Raw genomic sequence first — 23,780 nt, 5'->3', positions numbered from 1 at the left:
TTTATTTTTACCTCTTATTGTAAAGGCAAGGAGGCGATGATAATGAAAGAAGCAGTGTTAGAAGTAAAGGATGTAACGAAAAGGATAAAAGGGAGAAGTTTGTTAAATCATATGTCTTTTTCTGTTTATAAAAATGAAATTTGCGGGTTTGTTGGGCCGAATGGTTCAGGGAAAACGACATTGATTCGGATGATTATGGGATTGATTAAGCCGAATGAAGGAGAGGTTTTGATTCATGGTGTTAGTGTACAAAAAAATCGTGAAGAAGCACTTCAGTATGTTGGTGCGATTGTAGAATCTCCAATCTTCTTTCCGTATATGTCTGGACGGAAAAATTTACGAAACCTAGGTAGAATTACGCTGAACTCTGGAGGAGAAAATTTAGAGCGAAAAGTGGAACAAGTGTTAAAGGTTGTTGGGTTAGAAAATCGTGCCGATGATAAGGTGGGCACGTATTCATTAGGAATGAAACAACGATTAGGAATTGCCCAGGCGCTTCTCGGAGATCCGGATTTCATTATTTTAGATGAACCTTCGAACGGATTAGATCCAGTTGGGATTAAACAGCTTCGAAGAATTGTCCTTGATTTACAACGTGAGAAAGGAATTACTTTCTTTATTTCAAGTCACTTAATTCGTGAACTCGAGCTTATGTGTGATTCATGGGTGATGATTCGAGATGGAGCACTCATTTGGCGCGGGACAACAGAGGAATTAAAAGGTAACAATAAAGACTTAGAAGATATCTTTGTGGAGATGATGAGCTCATGATGATGTTAGTGCGCTCTGAGTGGGAGAGACTTTGGGCGAAGAAGGTGACTTGGCTTTGTTTTATGTTAATACCAGTGATGTTGTTTGCTTCAGCAAAGTATTATATCGGACATAATCAAGTTATTGCAAAAACAGCTGTAGATTATACGTATTCCAATACATTTCCTGTTATGGGTTTAGCAGAAATGCTAATTAGTGCATTTCATCTTATCTTGCTTGTTACAATGGCTCTTATGATTTCTCATGAATATCATAGCGGGCAAATGCGAATGGTATTGCAGCGAGCTTATACATATCGGCAAATTTTACTCGGGAAAATGATTACAATGTGTCTGATGATGGCTTTATTTTTCCTTGTGTACTTCATTTTTAGCTATGTAATTGGTTATTTTTGTTTTCATTTTAATCCAAATATTTTTCTCTTTTATTATGAACAGCCAACGAATAGTGGAATGGAGGTTTTTCTTTATACACTGAAATATTACGGTATGGCCTATGTAATGACGGTTTGTGTAATAAGCATCTTTATGATGCTTACAGTACTTAGTAAATCTACAACGAGTGCAATTGCATTAGGTATCGGCTTTATTATTCTTTCTTTTGGGGTTCCAGAAATTATGCAGCATTTTGTACCGACTAGGCAAGCCGTATTTGTGCGTTACTCATCGATTGTAAATTTACAGTATGAGGGGATTGCATTATCACTTATAGGAAAAGGCAAGTTTATGTATCTTTGTTTAATGGTATTAAGCGTCTATATTACTATCTCTAATTTTATTACGTTTTACGTCGTAGGAAAGAAAGATCATTTTGTGTGAGGTGATTGGAATGAAGCAATTAATAATAAGTGAGTTTGAGAGGATTTTTTCTCGGAAAAAGTCAATCGTATTATGTAGTGTTTTTTTCTTTTTGTTACTAATAGATTGTCTCTCGATACAACATTGGGGCGTCGCAATTTACAATCCAGAAGGGGCTTCAGCACCAATAAGCCAATTGAATTTTCAAGTTGCTGTAGGGAAAGAAGTATATATCATTTTATCATTATTAATCTTTCCAATTTTATTTATTGATAGTTTTAATGGAGAGCGGTCATCTGGTTCTTATCGTCTCGTTTGCATAAGGCCCATTAAGAGAGAGAAATTGTTAGTGGCTAAATGGCTCACTCAAAGTATTGTCGTATGTTTACTGTTACTTCTTATGTTTGTCGTAAGTTGTATATACGGTAAATTATTTATTTCGTCAGCCGAGTATACAACATTTTTACATCAAGATATCAAATATAATGCAGTAGAAGCCCTTTTATATACATTAAAATTCTACGGGATTTTGGTATTCATTACAGCTGGGAGTTTACTGCTAGCGAGTTTCGTAAGTCTATGGATGCCAAATGTTGTCATGGCTTTCTTTATGACAATTGGAATCATGTTTGGTGCACTTTATATTCATAATCGTTTCCTTTACTTTATTGCTGCTGGTCAAGAAGCAATTCGTATTATAAGTAATGGAGATTCCATATTCTACCTTGTGAATGGTACAATTTTAGTAGTTTGTATGTTATTAAGTTTTATAACGTGGCGAACGAAAGATTTGTATGAGTAAAGGGGAAGATGGCCATGGCACAGACGATTTTAGTTGTTGATGATGAAGAAGATATTTTAACGTTTATTACAGATAGTCTTGCTATGGAAGGGTACCATGTCCGTACGGCTTTAAATGGTCAGGAAGCATTGCGTCAATTAGATGATGATGTCAGTTTAGTTTTGCTAGATGTGATGCTTCCGGATATGAATGGATTTGAGGTATGCGTGAAGATTAGAGAGAGGCAAACTTGTCCCATTTTATTTGTAAGTGCCGATAGCAGGGAACAATCACGGATTGAAGGATTGATGATTGGTGGGGACGATTATATTAGTAAGCCTTTTAGTTTAAAGGAACTAAAGGCGCGCATCATTGCTAATTTACGCCGGGTTACAGATTTACAAGAGCAGTCTGAGAAGCATGTTCTTCGGTACGGAAACATCTTAATTGATTTGCAGAGTTATGAAGTCTCAGTAAAAAATCAAACAATTCATTTTACAAAGAAGGAATTCGAGGTTGTAAAGATGCTGGCACTTCATTCTGGCCAAGTGTTAACAAAGGAACAGCTTTTTGAGAAAATTTGGGGTTACGATAATGAAAGTGATGTGTCTACTGTTGTTGAGCATATGAAGAAGATACGTACAAAGCTTAGTATGTATGACCAGAAGCACACGTATATTCAGACGGTGTGGGGGATTGGATATAAGTGGAGTGTAAAATTATGCTAGAAAAGCTCTCTATAAAAAAACAGTTAATTGTTGGGTTCATTACTATAATAGTGGGTAGCATTCTTTTATCTATTGCAACGCTTGGAGCATTTGTATATTGGTGGAAGAAGAGTGGAGAGCAGTTGATGCACCCGGCTAATTACTATGAAAAAAAGATCCCAATGATTCAAGAGTATGCAGGCAAAAAAGGAGATCTTTTATTAGATAAAGAAGAGCAACAAGAATTAGAAAAGTTAATTCCAAAAGAAGGAATTACATATCAAGTAATCGATGTAAAAGGAAATAAGCAGTATGGAACATATACAAGACGGATAATAGATCCCAATAATCCACTAGCTAATAATCTAAATATAAGTTTACATGTAGAAGATATAGATAAAAACACAACTTATTATACGCCGCTTTTGAATGCTGATGGAGAGTTAAAAGGGGCATTAGGGCTTAACTATACGTTACATGTTTCTTATGCAAATGGCTGGATTGCCTTATTTGCTGTATTTGTATTTGGATCCCCTTTTGTATATGTTAGTTTGTTATCGTATATTGTTTCTCATAGAATTGGAAAAAGGTTATCCAGACCAATGAGAGAGTTAGTAGATGCTTCTAAACGAATCGAAGCACGTGACCTAGATTTCCATATAGACTACAACGCAAAAAATGAAATAGGTGAATTAGTTAGGTCGTTTGAAAGTATGCGTGCAGCACTAGCCGATAGCCTATCCCGCCAATGGGAATTAGAAGAAGAAAGAAGAGAATACGTCAGAGCCATTTCTCATGACTTAAAAACACCAATAACAATTATCCAAGGACATACAGAAGGTTTACAAAGTGGTCTATGGAAAAATGAAGATTTGTTGCAGCGTTATTTACAGACGATTGAGCGGAATACAAATCGGATGGCGAAGCTTCTTGGGGAGTTCAATACGATAAATGAGCTAGAAAACTTTTCATTTCAATTATTGTTAAGTGAAGTGAATTTAGAGAGTTTCTTTCATAAGAAAATAGAAGAGTATGAGTATATCGTAAAGAAGAAAGAGATAGAGTGGGACGTTCTGTTCGAAATTGATGATCAAAAGGCGTTTTTATTTGACCGAGAGAGAATAAGTCAAGTAATGGATAATCTTGTGATGAATGCGGTTCGTTTTACGCCAGAAGCAGGTAAAATTTTGCTAAAAGTATGTATCCATCATGATGCATTTCAGTTTCATGTGTATGATTCCGGGTCTGGTTTTCAATTTGCTGATGTACAAAAAGTATTTCAGCGTTTTTATCAAGAGGATCACTCACGTTCAAGTAGTAAGGAACACTCGGGTCTTGGATTGTATATTGCGAAGACGATTGTAGAGAAGCACGGCGGAAATATATTCGCAGAAAATAGTGTAGTATGCGGCGGAGCGCATGTGTGGTTTCGGATTCCGAGCGCTTGATACATTTCGAATCGCCGACATATGAAAAAAAGAGGCTAGAAGATGTATCTTCCAGCCTCTTTTTTATTAAGAGTTGCTTTCAATGCTCCGTCCGTTTTCTTCTTCAGGGTCTTGTAATAGGTTGAACACATCTGCTAAGCAAAATGCGATAAACCAAGTCCAAAGACCGTGGAAGAAAGCTGAACTTAATTGTAGTGGCATTGTATAGTTTGTCATCGAGAAGGAGATGCATCCTCCGACGATTCCGATCATTGTTAATAGCATTGTTTTTTGAGCATTCTCCTCTGGATTAAAGAGGAAGTAAATATATCCACCTAATATTGAAGCGCTTACAAGTGATTCGATTCCGTTAAAAATGATATGTTCTCCAAGCTGAATGTTTGTCCAGAAGCAAATCATGCCGCCAACAATAGCAAACAAAGCAGCTACCGCGTATCGTATATATTGATTCATATGTTCATCTCCCTATGTAATAAGATGATTTGGAAGTCAAAAAGGTAGGTATAGTAAATAGAAGTTAATGTTAAGTAGAAGAATAACTAAGATAATCGGTCATTTAAGCCGTTTTGTATACGATGTGAAAGTAATGAATTACTATGTAAACTTGCATCTGAAATATACCTGACTTCTCGTTTTTTACTTATGAAAGTAAGTGAAGCTTCCAAGTCTATACATTCTTTTTTGTAAGTCTTACTGTATTATAGCATATTTAGAGGAATAATAATAGGAATTATCTGATTTTGTAATAATTGTAAATACATTTTGAATTTAGGGCACATAACCCGCTGCTAGGAAGAACAAAAAGTGAACTACACTCATTTTCTCTCTTTGTTTTCACTTGGCATGGGGCAGGAAGAGGGGCTGACCGCTTCTATGCATAGCCGGATGCTCTCTCCCACCTAAAAAGAATGGTTTTATGTCATTTTTTCAAGTTGTATTTATATTCCATTTCGTTGTACAATAAATTTGACTGAATTTTCAATTATTAAAGGAGGGCATTCGATGGGGACACAAAAGCAGCATATTATTGTTACACCTACGAAAAGTATAGGGATTTCTTTAGTATTAACATTTTTATTCGGTTCTTTTGGCATGTTATATTCCACTATTATTGGTGCAATTATTATGATCGTTATTGAGTTAATTGTTGGGATTGTAACATTTGGTCTTGGGCTTTTTGTGACACATTTCATTTGTATGGTTTGGGGAGCACTCGCTGCTCATAATTACAATCAAAGATTACTGAGTGGAACGGGTACATATACATCGTAATGGATAGCGGATTGTAAATAAAAACGCAAGGAATAGTCATTCCTTGCGTTTTTCTATCATATCTTTCGAGAGGACTCCCACCTCTAAACATATGTGAAGGTGGTTGGGTGAATATTTTACGAAAAGTAGTCCCGAATACATGGAAAAACGGGATAGAGGAGTTAGGCGTGAAACAGCCCGCTAGTGTGTTAACTCCACTGACGTTAATCGTCCGTTAGGCCGAAACGTTAGAAACCCCCACTTCAAGCTTTGCTAAGTGGGGGGGGATTCATATTCGTTTGAAACGTCCAACGATTTCAACGGTTTCTGTAATATTCATAAACGCATGATTGTCCACATGACGAATGATACGCTTTATTTCTCCTAATTCGTAACGAGTTACGACGGTGTAAATCATTTTTTTCTTATGGTTGGTATAGCCGCCGACAGCATCTACCATCGTCACACCACGTATGCCGTGATGCAGTAGTGCACTTTTAATTTCCTCGCCTTTTTCTGTAATTGTCATGATCGTTAATTTAATGTGCTTTGTATGTACAGCATCGATTACTTTGCTGACTACAAAACGGCTAATTAACGTGTACAGTGTAATATCCCATCCGAAAATAAAGCCAGCGACAACAAGTAAGGCTAAGTTGAAAACAAAAATAATAGCACCAATCGAAATGTCTTTATGTTTCGCGACAATCAATCCAACAATATCAAAACCACCAGTTGATGACGCGAAGCGGAAGATAATTCCTGAGGATGCACCGCAAATCACACCACCAAATACAGAAGAAAGTAAAATGTCTTCCGATACTTGATGTACTGGGATAATGTTCATGGCTATAGATGATACAGCCACGAAGTAAGCTGTTAAGAAAGTTGTTTTCTTTCCTAAGTAAAAGTGACTTAGAATAAGTAGTGGGATGTTTAATAAAAAGATAAGTGCACCGATATTATAGTGCGTTACATAACCGATAATCATCCCTACACCAGAAAAACCACCGCTAATCATATTATGCGGGATAAAAAACATATTCATCGAAATGGCATACAAAATGGAAGCTACAAAAATAACAATCAACTGTATTATAAATTCCAAGTGAAATGTTCTAGCTGCTGGGAAGGATAAAAAGGCGGTATCGGGAACGTAATCGGCGTCTCCTAATTGACCCATAGTATGTTTCATCTCCATATTCATTTTTGATTACAAGAAGAGGATAATGCTTTTTTCAAAAACTGGCAATAGTTTTATTGGAATGAATAAATGTTATAAAATTCTAAAAAAATAAGTGCTATCCATATATATATTTGAATATAAAAAAGAAAGCGAATACAGTGGTTTTTTATATCTTTTTCTTAAAAATAAAAGAAAATAGAGAACGTTTAGAGAATGTGTTAAAATGAGTGTAGTAAGGATGTGAATCGATGGAATTTTTATTGCAAGATGTGGCTTTATATATATCTGTTGTAACGACAGCGCTTTGTTTATTAGAAGTCTTCTTTCTTGCTAATGTTTCTCGCTTTGTACGGCAGCAAGCATCAAGTGGTAGACGAACAGCTTTTGCGCTTGTTCATACATGTGAAGAAAATCCTGGTAATATTTCGCTCTTTTCTATTTTCTATAAGTATGGAATGGTTCGTTCGGTTCGTAGACAAGAATCGAGTGAAGAGAGTGATGAGGGTGGTCCGTATACACCAATGTTTCGATAAATAATTACGAAACATTGGAGGAATGGAAATGTTAAAATCATACCGAGCTGTGCTCGTTAGTTTATCATTATTACTTGTTTTTGTTTTATCTGGTTGCAGCAATAGCGGCACAATTGATGCAAATAGTACTGGAATTTGGGATCACTATTTTGTATACCCAATCTCACTTATGCTTCAATTTGTCTCACATCATATACCTGACGGGAGTTTCGGGATTGCGATTATTATCATTACGCTCGTTGTTCGTTCAGCGATGATTCCGTTAGCTGTTTCGCAATACCGTGGTCAAATGAAAATGAAAAAAATGCAACCAGAGCTGCAGAAGTTGAAAGAAAAGCATGGTGATGTCAGCAAAGATATCGAAAAACAAAAACAATATCAGAAAGAAATGACAGAACTAATGAAAACAGGCGGTTGGAATCCGCTTGCTGGGTGCTGGCCAATCTTAGTACAAATGCCGATCTTCTCAGCATTGTATTATGCGATTAGTCGAACTGAAGAGATTCGTACATCTTCATTTTTATGGGTAAACTTAGGACATGCAGATCCGTATCATATTTTACCGATTCTGGCAGCACTCGCTACGTTTATGCAAATGAAAATTATGCAATCAAATACTCAGGCAGGAGAACAGGTTCCGATGCTTAAAGTGCAACAGTTTATGATGCCAGCCATGATTTTATTTATGGGGTTTGCTGCACCATCAGGACTTGTTGTGTACTGGATTACAAGTAACATATTTACGATGTTGCAAATGATTGTATTACGAAAAGTAATGGAACGTGAAGAAGGACAATTACAAAATGCATAAAAGGAAGCCACTCTATTAGGAGTGGTTTTTTTGCGCGATTGAAGTTTGCTATCGCATGTACAGGCGGAAATGTGAATCAAAAATTGGAGGAGGCAATGAAACAAAAAGTAAAAATGATTATGAAAAACGTGCGGAACTAGATGGGATCAACTGCCCGGAAAAGCCCGATTGGTAGGGGCTGATAATCAATAGGGAATGGAGAAAACGCTACTGATTCAAGTTTCATTTTAGCGGAAATTAGAGAAATGTATTCGTTTTTGTTATAATATAAGAAGAAATATTTTTGTGTGTTATACAAAAAACATGTTGATTATTTTTAAAGATTCAATATAATGAAAAATAACTACAAAATTCGACATCAAGAAGTAATGATGAGGACATGATCAATTTTTTACGATTCTCAGAGAGGGAGGCCTTTGGCTGTGAGCTTCCTAATACGGAAAAATGGATTACCACCTCTAAACTGCAGCAGTGAACGAACAACTAGTAATTGCTTGCCGGCAAACACCGTTATCTAGACTTGAGGAATTGGTGAAGTATGTTTTATTTTACTGATTAAACAAGGGTGGAACCACGAATACAACACTCGTCCCTTTTTTAGGGAGGAGTGTTTTTTTATTTCATTTTTGCATCACACTAGAATTGGAAGGAGGAAATGCGGTATGCATCATGATGAGAAAAACAAAATTGGTTTAACAGTCGCACTATCTATCGTTGTAGGAACAATTATTGGATCTGGTGTATTCATGAAGCCAGGTAGCGTATTAGATTACTCAGGAAGTTCAAATATGGCAATTCTTGCTTGGGTCATAGGTGGCTTGTTAACTTTAGCTAGTGGTTTAACAGTAGCTGAAATCGGGGCGCAAATTCCGAAAAATGGTGGATTGTATACGTATTTAGAGGAGATTTATGGAAGCTTTTTGGGATATTTATCGGGCTGGATGCAAACAATTGTTTATGGACCAGCTATTATTGGAACGTTAGGCTTATATTTTAGCTCTTTAATGATTAATTTTTTCTATTTAGATAAAGTATGGAATTTACCAATCGCAATTGGGACAGTTGTATTCCTTGGGGTGGTAAATAGTATGGGAACAAAATACGGGGGCATTGTTCAAACCGTTACAACGGTCGGAAAGATGATTCCAATCGTATTAATTGTTGTGTTAGGTTTTTGGAAGGGAAATAGTGATATCTTTAATGTTGTTGTACCAATATCAGAAAATCAAAGTATTGGAATGGCTATTTTAGCAACTTTATTTGCGTATGACGGTTGGATTTTACTTGCTTCTATCGGTGGTGAAATGAAAAATCCAACAAAGTTATTACCAAAGGCGATGACAGTAGGGATTTTAATTGTAACAGCAGCTTACGTATTAATTAACTTAGCACTATTGAAAGTATTACCAGCAGCAAAAATTGTTAATCTTGGAGAGAATGCGACAGCGACAGCAGCTGGTATGTTACTTGGAGAATATGGCGGTAAGATTATTAGTATTGGGATTATCATTTCTATTTTTGGATGCTTAAACGGAAAGATTTTAACATTTCCGCGTATTCCAATGTCGATGGCAGAACGTGGACAACTTCCATTTTCTAAGTTTATTGCAAAAGCGCATGAAAAGTTTAAAACACCAGCAAATGCGATTACTTTTGAAATTATACTTGGTATTATTTTAATGATTATTAGTGATCCAAATAAGCTATCTGAGATTTCCGTATTTATTATTTATATTTTCTACGTGATGACATTTATTGGTGTCTTCATTTTACGAAAACGTAATGAAGGGAAAGAGCGTGCATACAGCGTACCGCTGTTCCCAATTGTCCCAATTGTAGCGATTTTAGGGTCATTGTTTGTTATTGGTAGTGCGATTATTAATGATCCACTAAGCTGTTTCTTATCAATTGGAATGGTATTTACAGGTCTTCCGGTTTATTGGTACTTAAATAAGAAGAAAGAAACACAGTCTTAAGGAATGATATATAAATACAAATTTAAAAAATGACATAAAAGCATTCTTTTTAGGAGGGAGAGAGCATCCGGCCATGGATAGAAGCGGTCAGTGCCTCTTTTAGCCCCATTCCATGTGAAAACAGAAGAAGAAAATGAGTGAAGGTCTCTGTTTGTTCTTCATAATCATAATGTATTTGTTAGAAAATCAAATTGGATTTATATATAAATAACAAAACGACATAAACTTGATCTTTAAGTTGGAAGATTAACAGGGATATATAGTAGGCGTATAATACGCCTACTTTTTTATTTGTGAATATTTTCTAAACGTATACGGGAGAATTTTATACTTGATTGCACCTTCTCTTTTGGTTACTATAGTTGTAGTAACCAAAAGAGAAGGTGTGAGATAACGTGAATTTTCGTGTATATATTTTAGCGATTGCGGCATTCGTAGTTGGGACGGTCGAACTAATTATTGGTGGAACGCTCGATTTAGTCGCAAATGATTTAGGGGTATCGATTCGCGCAGCGGGTCAATTGATTACAATATTCTCGGTTGTATTTGCGCTTTCAGGACCGATTTTATTAGCGGTGACAGGAAAGTTTGAGCGTAAAACATTGTATATTGGGGCATTATTTATTTTCTTAATAGGGAATGTCATCTCGGCTTTGAGTGTGAATTATGCGATGTTAATGTTTTCGCGGGTGATTTGTGCCGCAAGTGGGTCACTTATTATTGCATTGTCGGTAACGTTAGCTTCTAGTGTGGTAGCACCACATTTCCGTGCGCGTGCAATCGGAATTATTTTTATGGGGATTAGTGGATCGCTTGTACTTGGCGTACCGCTAGGACTTGTACTTGGAAATGCATATGGATGGCGTGTACCATTTATTTTAATTGCAGTATTAACCGTGATCGCGATTATAAGTATTTCATTATTTTTAACGAAAGTTCCGCCAGTAGCGGTCTTATCTATAAGAGAACAAATTGCTACTTTGAAAGATAAAAAGATCGTGAGTGCGCAGTTTACATCATTTTTATTTTTAACAGGGCATTTAACACTATATGCGTACTTAACACCATTTTTAAAAGATGTGATGCATGTAGAAGCAAACTGGATTAGTGTATTTTACTTTATTTTCGGTATTGCAGCAGTCATCGGCGGAGGAGTTGGCGGCCTTCTTGCAGATAAGTGGGGATCGCAGAAAAGTATTATTTCGATTATTATCGTTTTTGCATGTGCGATCTGTATGTTGCCGCTTGTGACATTTTCCTTCCCATTATTCATTATTATGATGGGAATTTGGAGCATGTTAAGCTGGGCCATTTCACCAGCGCAGCAAAATTATTTAATTGAAATTGCGCCAGAATCAGCTGGCATCCAGCAAAGTTTAAATAATTCAGCACTGCATTTAGGAATCGCACTTGGTTCGGCTGTTGGCGGAGTTGTAATTGAACAATCGTCTGTTATGTATAATGCATGGGTCGGAGGAGTCTTTGTCATATTAGCGCTCCTGTCTGCAATTTTCTCGATTACGAGAGGACAGTCTACTCGTGCGGCAAAGAAAGAATCTATCATTGGATAGGTTCTTTTTTGTTTGGAGAGAAGGGAAGGATTCACTCGTTTTGTATGGAATGATAGAGGGAGAGGAGTGAAGGGATATGGATTTCGAGTCAATAATAGGTTTCGTAGCGATGGTATTACCGGTTGTTATGATTGCTTTTGTACTAAGGTGGATCCGGTTTCTGTATCATAATTCTGAAAAACAAGTTCAGCAGAATGAGAAAATGATTCAGTTGTTAAGTGAGATCCAAAAATAAAATAAAAAGTAGGAAGAATCGACAGTTTTTCGTAATAAAAGAATGTGTTGTACGCTAGTAATGGACAAATATACCGCACATTCTAATTGGATACATTTACCACGTTTTCTTTTTAGAAAATTATGATAATATATCTTTACCGAGTCACCCTTCATTACTCGGTAACACTCATATAAGAGCCCTGAGCCCCGAATCCCGAATCCCTAAACCCCATTTCCGTTGCTTCAGGGCTCTTACTAATAAAAAAATGATTGTTCTGTAATTATATAAAGTTGAATTAATGAAAGTATAAAAAGCACTCACATTTTGAGGGCTTTTTATACTTTCATTAAACAATATGGAATTTCTTCTAGATGATAGAGTATGAACTATCATTTGAAAATTATATTATTTGTAGATAAATATTGAATTTTGTCATATTTATATGTAAAATATTTCAATGTAAATACATAAAATGGGAGAAGGGGAAAAAAATGAAAAAAACGTTAGTTTCAGTATCTGCGTTAGCGCTTTTAACTATGGGGTATAACTCATCTGCATATGCAGCAAAGAGTCCTAACGACACAAAAAACTGTAGTGATTTTAAAAGTCAAAAGGACGCACAAGATTTTTGGAATCAAAATGGATATAGTGTTGGCAACGATCCGCATCGCTTAGATAATGATAAGGATGGTATCGCTTGTGAAAATTATAAATATCCTGTAGATACAGCTGCTACAACAGAGAAAAAAGAAGAAAATAAACAAGAGCCTAAACAAGAGCCTAAACAAGAGCCTAAACAAGAGCCTAAACAAGAGCCTAAACAAGAAAATAAACAAGAGTCTAAACAAGAAGTTGCTAAAAAAGAAAACAATCAAGCAACTACTAAACAAGAGCAAACAAAAACTGAAAAACCAACAACAACAAAAGAAATTAAAAAAGATACTACTGTAAAAGCGAAAAAAGATACGAAAAAACAAGGTGAGAAATTGCCAAACACAGCGTCAAATGGTCTTACAATGATGCTAGCAAGTGCTTGTCTAGCATTAGTAGGTTCAGCGTTAATGTTCCGTCGTAAAAAAACAAACGCATAATATAAATTCTTAAAGCGGCAGGAGAAATCCTGTCGTTTTAATATAAAGGTGAATAACATGAATAAAAGGCAATGGTTTGGTTTATGTTTGATTATTATAGGTTTAACAGCTTGTTCTTATTATTTTATACAGTGGTATCAAGCAAAGAGTTCCGCTCAATCTTTAACAAAAGAGGAAGTCAATCAATATAAAGAAGCTGAACACTCTTCGTCCATAATAGAGGACACAGAATCAAAAGAAACTGAACCTTCAAATATACAAACTCCATCTTCGCAAGTACAGCATCAACAAGGTGAGAAAGTAGCGCTTTTAATTATTCCTAAAATTGAACAAAAGTACTCTGTATATTGGGGAACGGATGACAAAGTACTAAAAAAAGGAGTTGGAATGTTTGTAAGTGATCTTACGACTACTCCTTCTGGGAATGGTCATACTGTTTTAAGTGGTCATAGGGATACGGTATTTACTGAACTTGGTAAATTACAAGAAAACGACACAATAATTGTAAAATATGATAATAAAACGTATACGTATCAAATTAACCGTCATTGGGTTACACATGCTGATGATCGAACGGTAATTGTGGAAAAAGATCAGTCAACATTAACTTTAACAACTTGTTATCCTTTTGATTATATTGGTGACGCTCCAGATAGATATATCATTGAAGCAGGTTTAATCTCGGCTAATGAAGGGTAACTGATTTTGTAAATCAAAAAGGGAGTGGGTTGTAATAGATATACAAACACTCCCGATAATCAATATAAAGTATCATGCAATGAAGCATTAATACCTCAATTTCACTAAAATATTCCGTATTTCCTCATCATTCATAAAGAGATCATGATGTTTTTCTGTAATTTTTGCAAGTGCTACATCATGGTAGAAGAACTCTGTAAAAAATTTTACGAACGGTGGAGACATTGTTTTCATCGCCTGCCAAGAATTTTGTTCTACCCCAGCAAATAAAATTTCGCGATCGTCGGCAATAAGTAGTAAGTAACGCTCTAATGCGTTCGGTTCTTCAGTTGGAATGAGAGTGTGTACATTTGTTAGTTCTGTGTTCACATTTCCAACGACAAGCGCTTCGATATCAATGCCTTGTTTTGCCTTTTCTTCCAGTATAGGAAGATATTCTAAAAAGGTATCATTCCAAGCAGAAATACGAATAGAGTGTTGCGCCTCTTCTACAATTTGCTTGCTTTGCACTTGAATAGAGGACTGCATTTTTAAGCTCCAAACACGGTCATCTGTAAAGGAGCGTTTCGAAATATTTGTTTGGAGTTCTTTAATATGTGACTGGAATTCTGTTGTTAATTTTTGAATAGCAAGGTCTAGTGATAGGGCGGTATACAGTTTTTTCTTTTCTGAAACAGAATCCATGACCATTCCTTTATCGATAAGGCGTGTTAATACTTCATATATTTTTGCTTTTGGCACACCTGAATGTTTTACAATTGTTGTCGCATCTAGTGGTTCATTACTTGAGACTATTACTTCATATGCCTTGCTTTCATATTGTGAGAAACCGAATTTTTGTAACATAGTACCTCCCGAACAAGTTAGATTCTATATTAAGAATAAAGAAGTATGTGCGTTTATACAAGTGCTTCATGTTTAGAGAGGTGAATAGAAAGAATAGAGCCAAAGTTACCTTTTCCTTTCAAAGGATAACATCAATATATTAGAGAAAATTAAATTACAAGTATGGTTCCAGTTAGTAAAGTAAGACATATTTTTGTACAATAGAAATGAAACGAACATAAGGAGGAACTACCATGGCAATTGTTGATGTATCGATTATTCCAGTTGGAACAAGTAATCCGAGCGTAAGTGAATATGTAGCGGGAGTACAAAAAGTGTTAGAGAAAAATGCAGATCGCGTGAAATATCAATTAACACCGATGAATACAGTAATTGAAGGAGATCTTCCTGTATTACTTGAAGTGATTCAACAAATGCATGAAGTACCATATACAAAAGGTGCAAAGCGTGTAGCGACAACGATTCGTATCGATGATCGCCGAGATAAAGAAAGTACAATGGAGAAAAAATTAAATTCTGTGAAATCGAAGTTATAGAATGAAAAAAGGCATCCCTACTATGGGATGCTTTTTTGTGTGCGTAAGAACAGGCACTTATGGAAAATGAGCCAATAAAATAATAATGATAAGAAAGGAGGAACATGATTTGGGATTTCCAACGAGTGTACAATTTACACCTGTTTTAGTAAATGGAAATGTATATGCTGATATTGTTGGAGACCACTCTCCTGCAAGCACGGATATTGTAGGGAGTTCTTCATTTCCATCTTTTTACTATGCATATGATGGAGTAAATATATATTTTCGCCTGCGTTTACATGCTGATCCACGTAACAGTAAACAAACAGGTTTTCAAAATTTTGCATGGGGCGTTTTATTTAATACAAGTGGTGTAGTAGGTACGTACCAATGGTTATTAAATGTGGATGGGAATACGAGTACAGTCAACTTAATTCAAAATGTAATAGAAGAGTTTAATTCCTGGAACGATCCAGCTGAAGGGACTAATGGGCGAGGTGGAGCAAATTTTAGCCGGCCGATTGTAAATTTTGACGTAGCTCGCGTCGTCCAAGCGGATTCTAATTTTGGCGGGGATCCAGACTACTTTTTAGATTTTTTTATACCAATAGCGACTCTTTTTTCGTTTTTAGGAATTACAGCAAATTCTAATCTTAACCTACTTGCTTTTACTTCTGCGAATTCGAATAACTATAATAAGGACTCTTTGCAAACAGCGGAAGGGTTTCAATTCCAGCAAGCACAGTCGAACCTACTTAAATCAAATCAGGGAGATGTACGTGCGGCGCTTAGTCTAGAAAAAACGTTATTGTCAGGTCCGACTACGATTGTAACTGGAGTGCAGGGAGAATGGACGGGAAGTATTACATTAACAAATATCGGTAAAAGTACAGCGACGACATTGTTTGTGAATGATGTGATTTCTTTAGACATTCTTGACTCTGTTCAAGTAACGAGTGTTTCACTAGGGACAGCTGTAATTAACGGTTCTACAATTACATGGAATGTCGGGAATTTGTCTGCTGGCGCTAGTGCGACATTACAATTTGTTCAAAAAGGTAGCTTTATTACAGCGGGAAACCGAATATTAAATACAGCGACGGTGACGGGAATTGATAGTTATTCAGGGGGAGTGATTACTGCTGCTTCAAGTAATCTTACGGTGACCGCGCAAACGACTGGTGGGGTTACAGGTACTGTAACGAATGGGGTAACCGGGGTTCCTATAGCCGGGGCAAACGTTCAAGTTTTATTAAATGGAAATCCAGTAGGGGGAACAATAACTGATTCTGCTGGTTCATATAGCTTACCGAATATTACTCCAAATGCAAATTATGTACTGCAAATCACAGCTACAAATTATGTGACAAGTACAAGGCCTCTCACGATTCAATCCAATGTTACTTCTATGGTAAATGTAACGCTGACACCTGCGCCGGGAAATGTACAAGGGACTGTTATAGATGGTCAGACAAATGTTCCAATTGTCGGAGCGGCTGTCACGATTACGAATACGTTAGGTGCAATTATCGCGCAAACAACAACAAATGGTAGCGGACAATATGTGGTGAATGCGCTCATACCTGGCACGTATAATATTGCAGCTGTTGCAGCGAATTATCAATCACAAACGCAAGCGGTATTGGTGCAATCAAACGTGAGCAGCACAGCAAACTTTTTACTTGTTGCCAATCCAGGGACGATTCAGGGAACGGTTCGAGATAGCGCAACAAATATAACTATAGCAGGAGCAAATGTAACTTTACGTGATAATAATGGAGTGCTTGTTAGTACAACAACGACAGATGGTGCAGGAGCATATACGTTTTCTGCATTAGCGCCGGGCTCATATCGTGTGATAGCGAATGCTATTAATTATGATACACAAATAGTAGGAGCCGTTGTTTCAGCAAATCAAGTGACAAATGCAGATATAAATTTAATTGTGAATCCAGGGTCGTTATCTGGAACGGTAATAGATTCTCAAACAGGTACCGGGGTTAATGGAGCGACAATACGTGTAGTCAATCAATTTGGGATTACTGTTGCGACAACGCAACCGAATAATATAGGAGCATATACAGTTCCGTCTTTAGCACCTGGCACGTACTCTGTGATATTTGCTGCAGATGGGTATGGTACACAAACGGTAGGGGCAGTGATTGCTTCCAATCAAGTATCAACGACAAATGTGTCTCTTATCCCGTTAGCCGGAAGTGTAACTGGTGAAGTCATTGATAGTCAAACAAATCTACCGATTAATATGGCATCAGTTTCCATATTTTTAAATAATGTTTTGATTGCGAATACAATTACTAATGTTGCGGGGAACTATACGTTTACAGGATTGACACCAGGGAATTATACAGTATCATTTAGTGCTCAAAATTATGGTACACAAATAGTAGGGGCAATCGTTCAAGCAAATATGATGATTACGGTAGATGAATCGCTATCTCCATTACTAGGTAATTTACAAGGAAATGTGACTGGTAATAACCAAGCGATTGCGGGAGCTGTGCTTCTTGTTCGAGATGCGAATTCGGATGTGATTGTCACCCGGAGTGTGACGGATGCGAATGGGGGATATGACGTACAAAATGTAGCACCAGGCACATATAACGTAACCGTTTCAGCTCCTGATTTTCAAACGAGTATTAAAGGGATCACTATTGCTGCAAATGCTACTTCTCAACTTAACTTTATTTTATTACCGAATCCGGCAGCCGTCACAGGTGTTGTTACAAATGCACAAACTGGAACACCAATTGCAGGCGCAAATATACAAATCCGAGTGCTTGATGCAAATGGTGTTGTAATTGCATCTGTCTTTAGTGATAGTAATGGGATATATTTTGTTCATAACTTAGGTCCGGGCACCTACAGTGTTATCGCGTCGGCAGATAATTTTCAAACGAATATTACAACGGTTACGTTATCGCCTGGTGAAACAGAGACTACCAATATTGCGTTACTTCCAGACCCGGGGTTTATTACAGGAACTGTAAGAGACGCTATTACAAATGCTCCGATTGCAGGAGCTGCTGTGAATATTTCTGATAGCCAAGGAGTGCTATTAGATACAGTTTTGACTGATAATAATGGGAATGTGATAACAACGGGATTACCGCCAGGCATTTATACAGTTACAGTCATTGCTCAAGATTATCAAAATCAAATTGTTGGAGCGATTGTATCAGCAAATACTACGACTCCTATTTCGGTATCATTGCAACCAAATCCAGGGGGAATAGCAGGGGTGATAAACCCTACGAATATAAATGCGATTGTACAACTATATACAACAGATAATTTATTTATTAATAGCATTGCAGTCGATGACAATGGAAACTACCAATTTACGAATTTAGCACCAAGTATATATATTGTGAAAGCTGCAGCTCCAAATTACGCAGCATCACAGGCGGGGGCAACAGTTCATGCAAATCAAACAGCAATTGTAAATTTAACAACTAGTCCAAATCCGGCTCAAATTCAAGGGTTGGTTCAAGATAGTGTAGGTGCTCCGGTCATCAATGCTACAGTTAAAATAATTGATTCGGGTGAGACTGTTATTGCTACTGGATTAACAGATCAAGAAGGACGATATAGCGCTGGAAGTATTCCTCCAGGTATTTACAATGTTATTGTAACAGCACCGCAGTTTCAAAGTGAACAACGCGGGGTATCCGTGGAAGCAAATCAAATTGTTACCAATTTTGATTTCACATTACAGTCAAATCCAGGAGCAATATCGGCGCAAGTTACAGATCGAATAACGGGAAATCCATTGGCGGGAGCAACGATTTTAATTAGAGATAGTCAAGATGTATTAGTTGTATCTACTGTAACAAGTCCATTTGGTAATATTGTGGTTTCAGGATTAAAGGAAGGAAGTTATACAGTTACAGCTACAGCGCCAAATTATAGTACGGAAATTATAGGAGCAATTGTAAGAAGAGATGAGACAACAGCTGCCAATCTCTCATTAACAAGTATAGTAGGAGATATTAGCGGAATCGTTGTTGATGAAGATCAAAATCCAGTGACAGGAGCAAATATTCAAATTCATTTATTAAATGGAACAGGAGTACCGCTGCAATCCTTTTTAGCGAATCCAGACGGCACATTTACGGTGCAGGATTTAGAACAAGGACAGTATTTACTAAATGTTATAGCGCCAAATTATGCGGCAAGCACGGTTTCAGTCATAGTTGAAGTAAATCAGACGACGAATGTAACGGTCCCATTAACCTCGTTACCAGGTATTATTACGGGAACGATTACAGATGGGCAAACAGGTGTGGGGATTGGTGGCAGTACAGTAACAGTCACATCTAATACAGGTATTTTTCTAGGAAAAGGGATTACAGACGAGAATGGAAATTATACGATTACAAATTTACCGCCTGGGGTATTGAGTATTACCGTTATGGCTTCTTCTTATGGAAGTGTAGCGACGACGACTACGTTATTAGCGGATGAAATACAAAATGTCTCCATCGCTTTACAAGCAGATGTCGGTACAATTACAGGATTTGTAACAGATTTCGATACGGCTTTGCCAATTCCAGGTGCTAATGTTGTTATTACAACATTAGGGAATATTGTAATTGCAACTGCTGTTACTGATCAAACAGGTAGGTATGTTGTGGGGGGATTAGCACCTGGTTCTTATCGTGTTATAGCGAGTGAATCACAATATTCAACGGGAGTATTAGCAGTAGTTGTAATCGCAAATGCAGAATCATTGGCAAGCTTCGTATTATCGCCAAATCCTGGGTTTATTACAGGGGTGGTAATCGAAAAAGTGGGGGGATTACAAAGTTTAGAATTTGCGAAGAAAACGATAAACGAGAGGCCATTACAGAACATTAATATTCTAGTCCGCTATTTAACAATTAATGGTCCTGTCATTCAGACGTTATTAACGGATGGAGAAGGAAGATATATTACGGGTGGTTTAGCTCCAGGCACATATGCATTAACTGCATTTAGTAACGAATATGGCGATCAAACATCTTCGATTTTAGTTGTAAGAGATACAACAACGACCCTTAATTTTGTATTGTCACCTAATATAGCTTCGTTGCAGGGAGTGGTGGTAGATGTTAATGGTCTGCCTCTTTCTGATACCATTATTCGGTTATTTGATAGTAATAATGCTCTTATTCAGGCGACTGAAACGAATGCAAATGGTTTGTATGTTTTAAATGGAATTACGCCTGGAGAGTATACGGTAGTTGCGATTCACCCAAACTTCGAAAGACAACAAATTGCTTTTACGGCTATCGCGAATGAAACCGCAACGGTTAATTTTGCTTTAAAGGGAATTCCAGGGAATCTTGGAGGAGCCATTAAAGATAGTGAAACGCATACACCGCTAGCAGGAGCACTTGTAGAAATATTTCCAAGTGGCAGTACGTTAGCTGTGGCACGTAGAACAACTGATGGAACAGGGAAATTTAATATTTCAAGCTTAGAACCTGGAAACTATACAGTAGTAGCATCTAATTTGAATTATGAGTCCAATACGGTTGGAGCGATTGTTGTCTCTGGAGATACAACGAATGTTGAGATTTTATTGTTTCCAAATCCCGCTCTAGTTTCAGGAACAGTTACAGAAGTAAACGGGAACCCAATCAATAATGCTGGTTTATCCTTTTTTAATCAAAGTGGAATTTTAATTGGATCAACTGTAACAGATGTAAATGGAAATTACGTAATGGGAGGTTTACCAGCAAACTCCTATACAGTAGTAGCATCAGCTCCTCAATTTGCACACGTAAGTAAAGGATTAATCGTAGCTCCAGGACAAAATATAACAAACTTTAACTTTGAATTAACGAGAGATGTTGGGAAAATTATAGGCACTATTACAGGAGATGGAATCCCGCTTGTAGGGGCAACGGTTTCTCTACTTGAAGATAATGTATTCATCGTAGCGGTAGTTACTAGAAGTGATGGAACATATATGATTGAAAATGTTGCTCCAGGAGTCTATACAGCCTCTGCTAGTGCCTCAGGTTTTAGTGTGAATCAAGTAGGAGCGGTGTTAGAAGCGAATACGACTGTAGAAGCAAATATAGAACTGAGCTCTTTGACGGGAACAATTGCTGGAATTATAACAGATACATCTGGGGTGCCTATTGCAAATGCCCTTGTTATCATTCAAATTTCGGATATACATGGGCAAGTGCTCCGCATCGTGCAAGCAGATCATATCGGCGCATTCGTTATAACTGGTTTAGCCCCTGGGTCTTATGTAATGACGGCAAGTGCACCTCAATATCAAACGAGTACAGTAGGGGTAAATGTAAAAGGAAATGAAACAGCAAATGTAACGATACAGTTGCCAAAAACAGCGGGAATCCTTACTGGCACCGTTGTAGAGTTTGGCACTAATAAACCGATTGTCGGTAGTAGTGTAAAGGTTATAAATATAAATGGTTTTATTATCGGGACAGCAGTTACAGATGAGAGCGGGAGGTTTCAGATTGAAAACCTTCCAGTTGGTACAGTCAATGTGATCGCAAGTGCAGCAGGGTACGCGTCCATTTCTCGTGCAGCTATTATTCTGCTAAATGAGACGGTCGATGTGACGTTGCCATTGCAATTAAATCCTGGACGGATTGTCGGGACAATTACTAATATCCAATATATTCCAGTAAGCGGAGCAGTAATTACTATAATTGACAGTACAAATGCAGTGATTACGACAGTTGTGACACAAAATGATGGCAGCTACCTTGTAGAATCCCTTGCATCAGGCACGTACACCATTATAGTAAATGCAACTGGATATCGTCAGGGGATTTCAAGCGGATTTGTAGTGGCTGATCATACAACAGAGGTTTCATTACAATTAATAGAAAACGCGGGGACAATTGTAGGAATAGTGGAAGATGATGAGACACATTTACCTATAAAAGGAGCAGATATTCAAATTCGTTTTCTAAATCCGTCAGGCCCTATTGTACTAACAACGGTAACGGATATGGATGGAGGTTTTATAGCTGCAAACTTAATACCAGGAGTTTATGCAGTGACTGCTTTTGCAGAAGGGTATGGAAATGATACTGTTTCGATTCAAGTGATAGTCAATGAAACAGCAAATGCTATATTATCTTTACCAAGACTAGTTGGGGCTGTAAGAGGAAAAGTAACGGATACAATAGGAATGCCACTAGTAGATACACTAATTAAGATTATAAGTGAAGGAGGGATCGTACTTCGGGAAGTACAATCAGATATAGCAGGAAATTATCTTATTGATAATATAATGCCAGGGAATTATACATTGGTATTTATTAATGCTAATTATCAAAATGTTGTTATACCTGTAACGATACTAGCTAATGAAACAAAAATAATCGATGTTGCTTTACAACCCAATCCAGCTTCTATCATTGGAACAGTGGTGGATGCCAATTCAGGTATACCCATCATTGGTGCTGTAATCCAAGTATTAAATGAAAATGGTCACTTTATTACCAATGCTATTTCAAATGTAGAAGGTAAATATATTATCAACGGATTAACAGGTGGACCGTATACAGTCGTTGCCACGATGCAAGGGTATATCGCGAGTAGTTGTAATATTTCATTACCCCCAGGTGGCATCGTTCAGGCTGATTTTAGCTTAGTTCCAAATCCTGCTTCTATTCAAGGAAGAATCGTTGATCAAAATGGAAATCCAGTTAATGATGCTTTCGTTCGTGTACTTGATCAAAATGGAAATCCAGTTAATGATGCTTTCGTTCGTGTACTTGATCAAAATGAATTGTTCATTAATTCTGGTGTTTCGGATGGGAATGGAATATATATCGTAGGAAATCTTCCGCCTGGAGAGCTTCGGGTTGTTGTTTCAGCAGCAGGATTTCCGCGTGCAATACGTGTTGTTACGGTGCGCGCTGGCGAACAGTTGGAAAATGTAGATTTTATTTTGGGCGTGGATAGTTCGGGAGGAATTCAAGGGAACGTATGTAATCAACTCACGAAGGAACCGATTGCAAATGCGAAAGTTGAAGTGCGAAACGCTATTGGTACTTTAGTAACTGTGCATACAGATGCCTCTGGGGATTTTACTGTTTCTTCTCTTGCTGCGGGCACCTATACTTTAATTATTTCAAACCCATCGTATCGAACGAAGACAATTATAGTGGACGTAGAAGTAGGTGAAACAACTCGTATTACAGTTGGCCTAGATCCAATCTTTATTCCGCCATCTCCAGGAAAACCAATATATATTATTTTTTTCAAAGAGACAGGAAAGGCATTAAGTATTCCGTGTACTTCAAATCCGACTGTATTCCAAATTGTTCAAGTAGATCGAAATAGAGATTGTGCGACATTTTCTTATACAGATATAGTAGGAGTAATAAAATATGTAACATTGGATTTGCGGTGTGTTTGGGTGATGAAAATCTAAAATAGGGAACCATTTTTTATAAGAAAGAGGAATAAGATAGGAAATTTGTGTCATTTTATAAACTCCTTTAGTATGAAAAGAAAGAATATATAAATCCAAATTAAAAAACGAACATAAAACCATTCTTTTCAGATGGATGAGAGGAT

General features: G+C 37.1%; 18 protein-coding genes and 1 other annotated feature. Of the genes, 15 read left to right on the top strand and 3 right to left on the bottom strand.

Annotation, left to right across the window (positions count from 1 at the left end; translation table 11 throughout):
• Window positions 1-42: 42 nt before the first annotated feature.
• Genes ACX5JI_RS14505 through ACX5JI_RS14485 form a run of 5 tightly spaced genes read left to right on the top strand, consistent with a single transcriptional unit; the run spans window position 43 to window position 4,504 of the window.
• Complete coding sequence (locus ACX5JI_RS14505) at window positions 43-771, top strand: ABC transporter ATP-binding protein (protein WP_459501745.1); 729 nt, start codon at window positions 43-45, stop codon at window positions 769-771.
• Entirely contained in the window at window positions 768-1,589 is an 822-nt protein-coding gene (locus tag ACX5JI_RS14500; protein ID WP_459501744.1) for an ABC transporter permease, read from the top strand. Before ACX5JI_RS14505 ends, ACX5JI_RS14500 begins: the two co-directional genes overlap by 4 nt.
• A gap of 10 nt (window positions 1,590-1,599) precedes the next feature.
• On the top strand, window positions 1,600-2,370 hold the full coding sequence (locus ACX5JI_RS14495; protein ID WP_459501743.1) for an ABC transporter permease: 771 nt from the start codon (window positions 1,600-1,602) through the stop codon (window positions 2,368-2,370).
• Window positions 2,371-2,384: 14 nt separating this feature from the next.
• Complete coding sequence (locus ACX5JI_RS14490; protein ID WP_459501742.1) at window positions 2,385-3,077, top strand: response regulator transcription factor; 693 nt, start codon at window positions 2,385-2,387, stop codon at window positions 3,075-3,077.
• Window positions 3,071-4,504: a sensor histidine kinase gene (locus ACX5JI_RS14485; protein WP_459501741.1), complete on the top strand. Its 1,434-nt coding sequence runs from the start codon at window positions 3,071-3,073 to the stop codon at window positions 4,502-4,504. The genes ACX5JI_RS14490 and ACX5JI_RS14485 overlap by 7 nt, the downstream gene beginning before the upstream one ends.
• A gap of 66 nt (window positions 4,505-4,570) precedes the next feature.
• Here ACX5JI_RS14485 and ACX5JI_RS14480 read toward each other — a convergent pair whose 3' ends face one another.
• The gene (locus ACX5JI_RS14480) at window positions 4,571-4,957 is read right to left on the bottom strand and encodes a DUF3938 domain-containing protein (RefSeq protein WP_459501740.1); all 387 of its coding nucleotides are present in this window, start codon (window positions 4,955-4,957) and stop codon (window positions 4,571-4,573) included.
• 549 nt (window positions 4,958-5,506) lie between these two features.
• On the opposite strand from ACX5JI_RS14480, the gene ACX5JI_RS14475 reads away from it, so the two are divergent.
• On the top strand, window positions 5,507-5,776 hold the full coding sequence (locus ACX5JI_RS14475) for a hypothetical protein (protein ID WP_459501739.1): 270 nt from the start codon (window positions 5,507-5,509) through the stop codon (window positions 5,774-5,776).
• A gap of 268 nt (window positions 5,777-6,044) precedes the next feature.
• On the opposite strand, the gene ACX5JI_RS14470 is transcribed toward ACX5JI_RS14475, so the two are convergent.
• Window positions 6,045-6,938 (bottom strand): YitT family protein, encoded by an 894-nt coding sequence (locus ACX5JI_RS14470; protein ID WP_459501738.1) that lies wholly within the window; start codon window positions 6,936-6,938, stop codon window positions 6,045-6,047.
• Between the two features lie 251 nt (window positions 6,939-7,189).
• On the opposite strand from ACX5JI_RS14470, the gene ACX5JI_RS14465 reads away from it, so the two are divergent.
• The 7 genes from ACX5JI_RS14465 to srtD all read left to right on the top strand — a co-directional run bounded on the left by ACX5JI_RS14465 (window position 7,190) and on the right by srtD (window position 13,839).
• Window positions 7,190-7,474 (top strand): hypothetical protein, encoded by a 285-nt coding sequence (locus tag ACX5JI_RS14465; RefSeq protein ID WP_459501737.1) that lies wholly within the window; start codon window positions 7,190-7,192, stop codon window positions 7,472-7,474.
• 28 nt (window positions 7,475-7,502) lie between these two features.
• Window positions 7,503-8,285 (top strand): membrane protein insertase YidC, encoded by a 783-nt coding sequence (locus ACX5JI_RS14460; protein WP_459501736.1) that lies wholly within the window; start codon window positions 7,503-7,505, stop codon window positions 8,283-8,285.
• Window positions 8,286-8,644: 359 nt separating this feature from the next.
• Window positions 8,645-8,882, top strand: a binding site (T-box leader).
• Between the two features lie 65 nt (window positions 8,883-8,947).
• Window positions 8,948-10,261: an APC family permease gene (locus ACX5JI_RS14455; protein WP_459501735.1), complete on the top strand. Its 1,314-nt coding sequence runs from the start codon at window positions 8,948-8,950 to the stop codon at window positions 10,259-10,261.
• Window positions 10,262-10,656: 395 nt separating this feature from the next.
• Window positions 10,657-11,832: an MFS transporter gene (locus ACX5JI_RS14450; protein WP_459501734.1), complete on the top strand. Its 1,176-nt coding sequence runs from the start codon at window positions 10,657-10,659 to the stop codon at window positions 11,830-11,832.
• 76 nt (window positions 11,833-11,908) lie between these two features.
• Window positions 11,909-12,067 (top strand): hypothetical protein, encoded by a 159-nt coding sequence (locus ACX5JI_RS14445; RefSeq protein WP_459501733.1) that lies wholly within the window; start codon window positions 11,909-11,911, stop codon window positions 12,065-12,067.
• Window positions 12,068-12,540: 473 nt separating this feature from the next.
• Window positions 12,541-13,140 carry an excalibur calcium-binding domain-containing protein gene (locus ACX5JI_RS14440; RefSeq protein ID WP_459501732.1) on the top strand — a complete coding sequence of 200 codons (600 nt, stop codon included), beginning with the start codon at window positions 12,541-12,543 and terminating at the stop codon, window positions 13,138-13,140.
• A 57-nt stretch (window positions 13,141-13,197) separates the two neighbouring features.
• Complete coding sequence (gene srtD, locus ACX5JI_RS14435) at window positions 13,198-13,839, top strand: class D sortase, LPxTATN-specific (RefSeq protein ID WP_459501731.1); 642 nt, start codon at window positions 13,198-13,200, stop codon at window positions 13,837-13,839.
• Between the two features lie 87 nt (window positions 13,840-13,926).
• Here srtD and ACX5JI_RS14430 read toward each other — a convergent pair whose 3' ends face one another.
• Window positions 13,927-14,685: a TrmB family transcriptional regulator gene (locus ACX5JI_RS14430; RefSeq protein ID WP_459501730.1), complete on the bottom strand. Its 759-nt coding sequence runs from the start codon at window positions 14,683-14,685 to the stop codon at window positions 13,927-13,929.
• A 233-nt stretch (window positions 14,686-14,918) separates the two neighbouring features.
• Here ACX5JI_RS14430 and ACX5JI_RS14425 point away from each other — a divergent pair, with 233 nt between their 5' ends.
• Both ACX5JI_RS14425 and ACX5JI_RS14420 read left to right on the top strand, forming a co-directional pair.
• Window positions 14,919-15,221, top strand: a complete 303-nt coding sequence (locus tag ACX5JI_RS14425; protein ID WP_459501729.1) for an MTH1187 family thiamine-binding protein — start codon at window positions 14,919-14,921, stop codon at window positions 15,219-15,221.
• Between the two features lie 109 nt (window positions 15,222-15,330).
• Window positions 15,331-23,634, top strand: coding sequence for a carboxypeptidase regulatory-like domain-containing protein (locus tag ACX5JI_RS14420; protein WP_459501728.1), 8,304 nt, complete (start codon window positions 15,331-15,333; stop codon window positions 23,632-23,634).
• Window positions 23,635-23,780: the final 146 nt, after the last annotated feature.

The organism is Bacillus sp. C1, from assembly GCF_054570475.1.
This window is presented reverse-complemented; position numbering and strand designations above follow the sequence as displayed.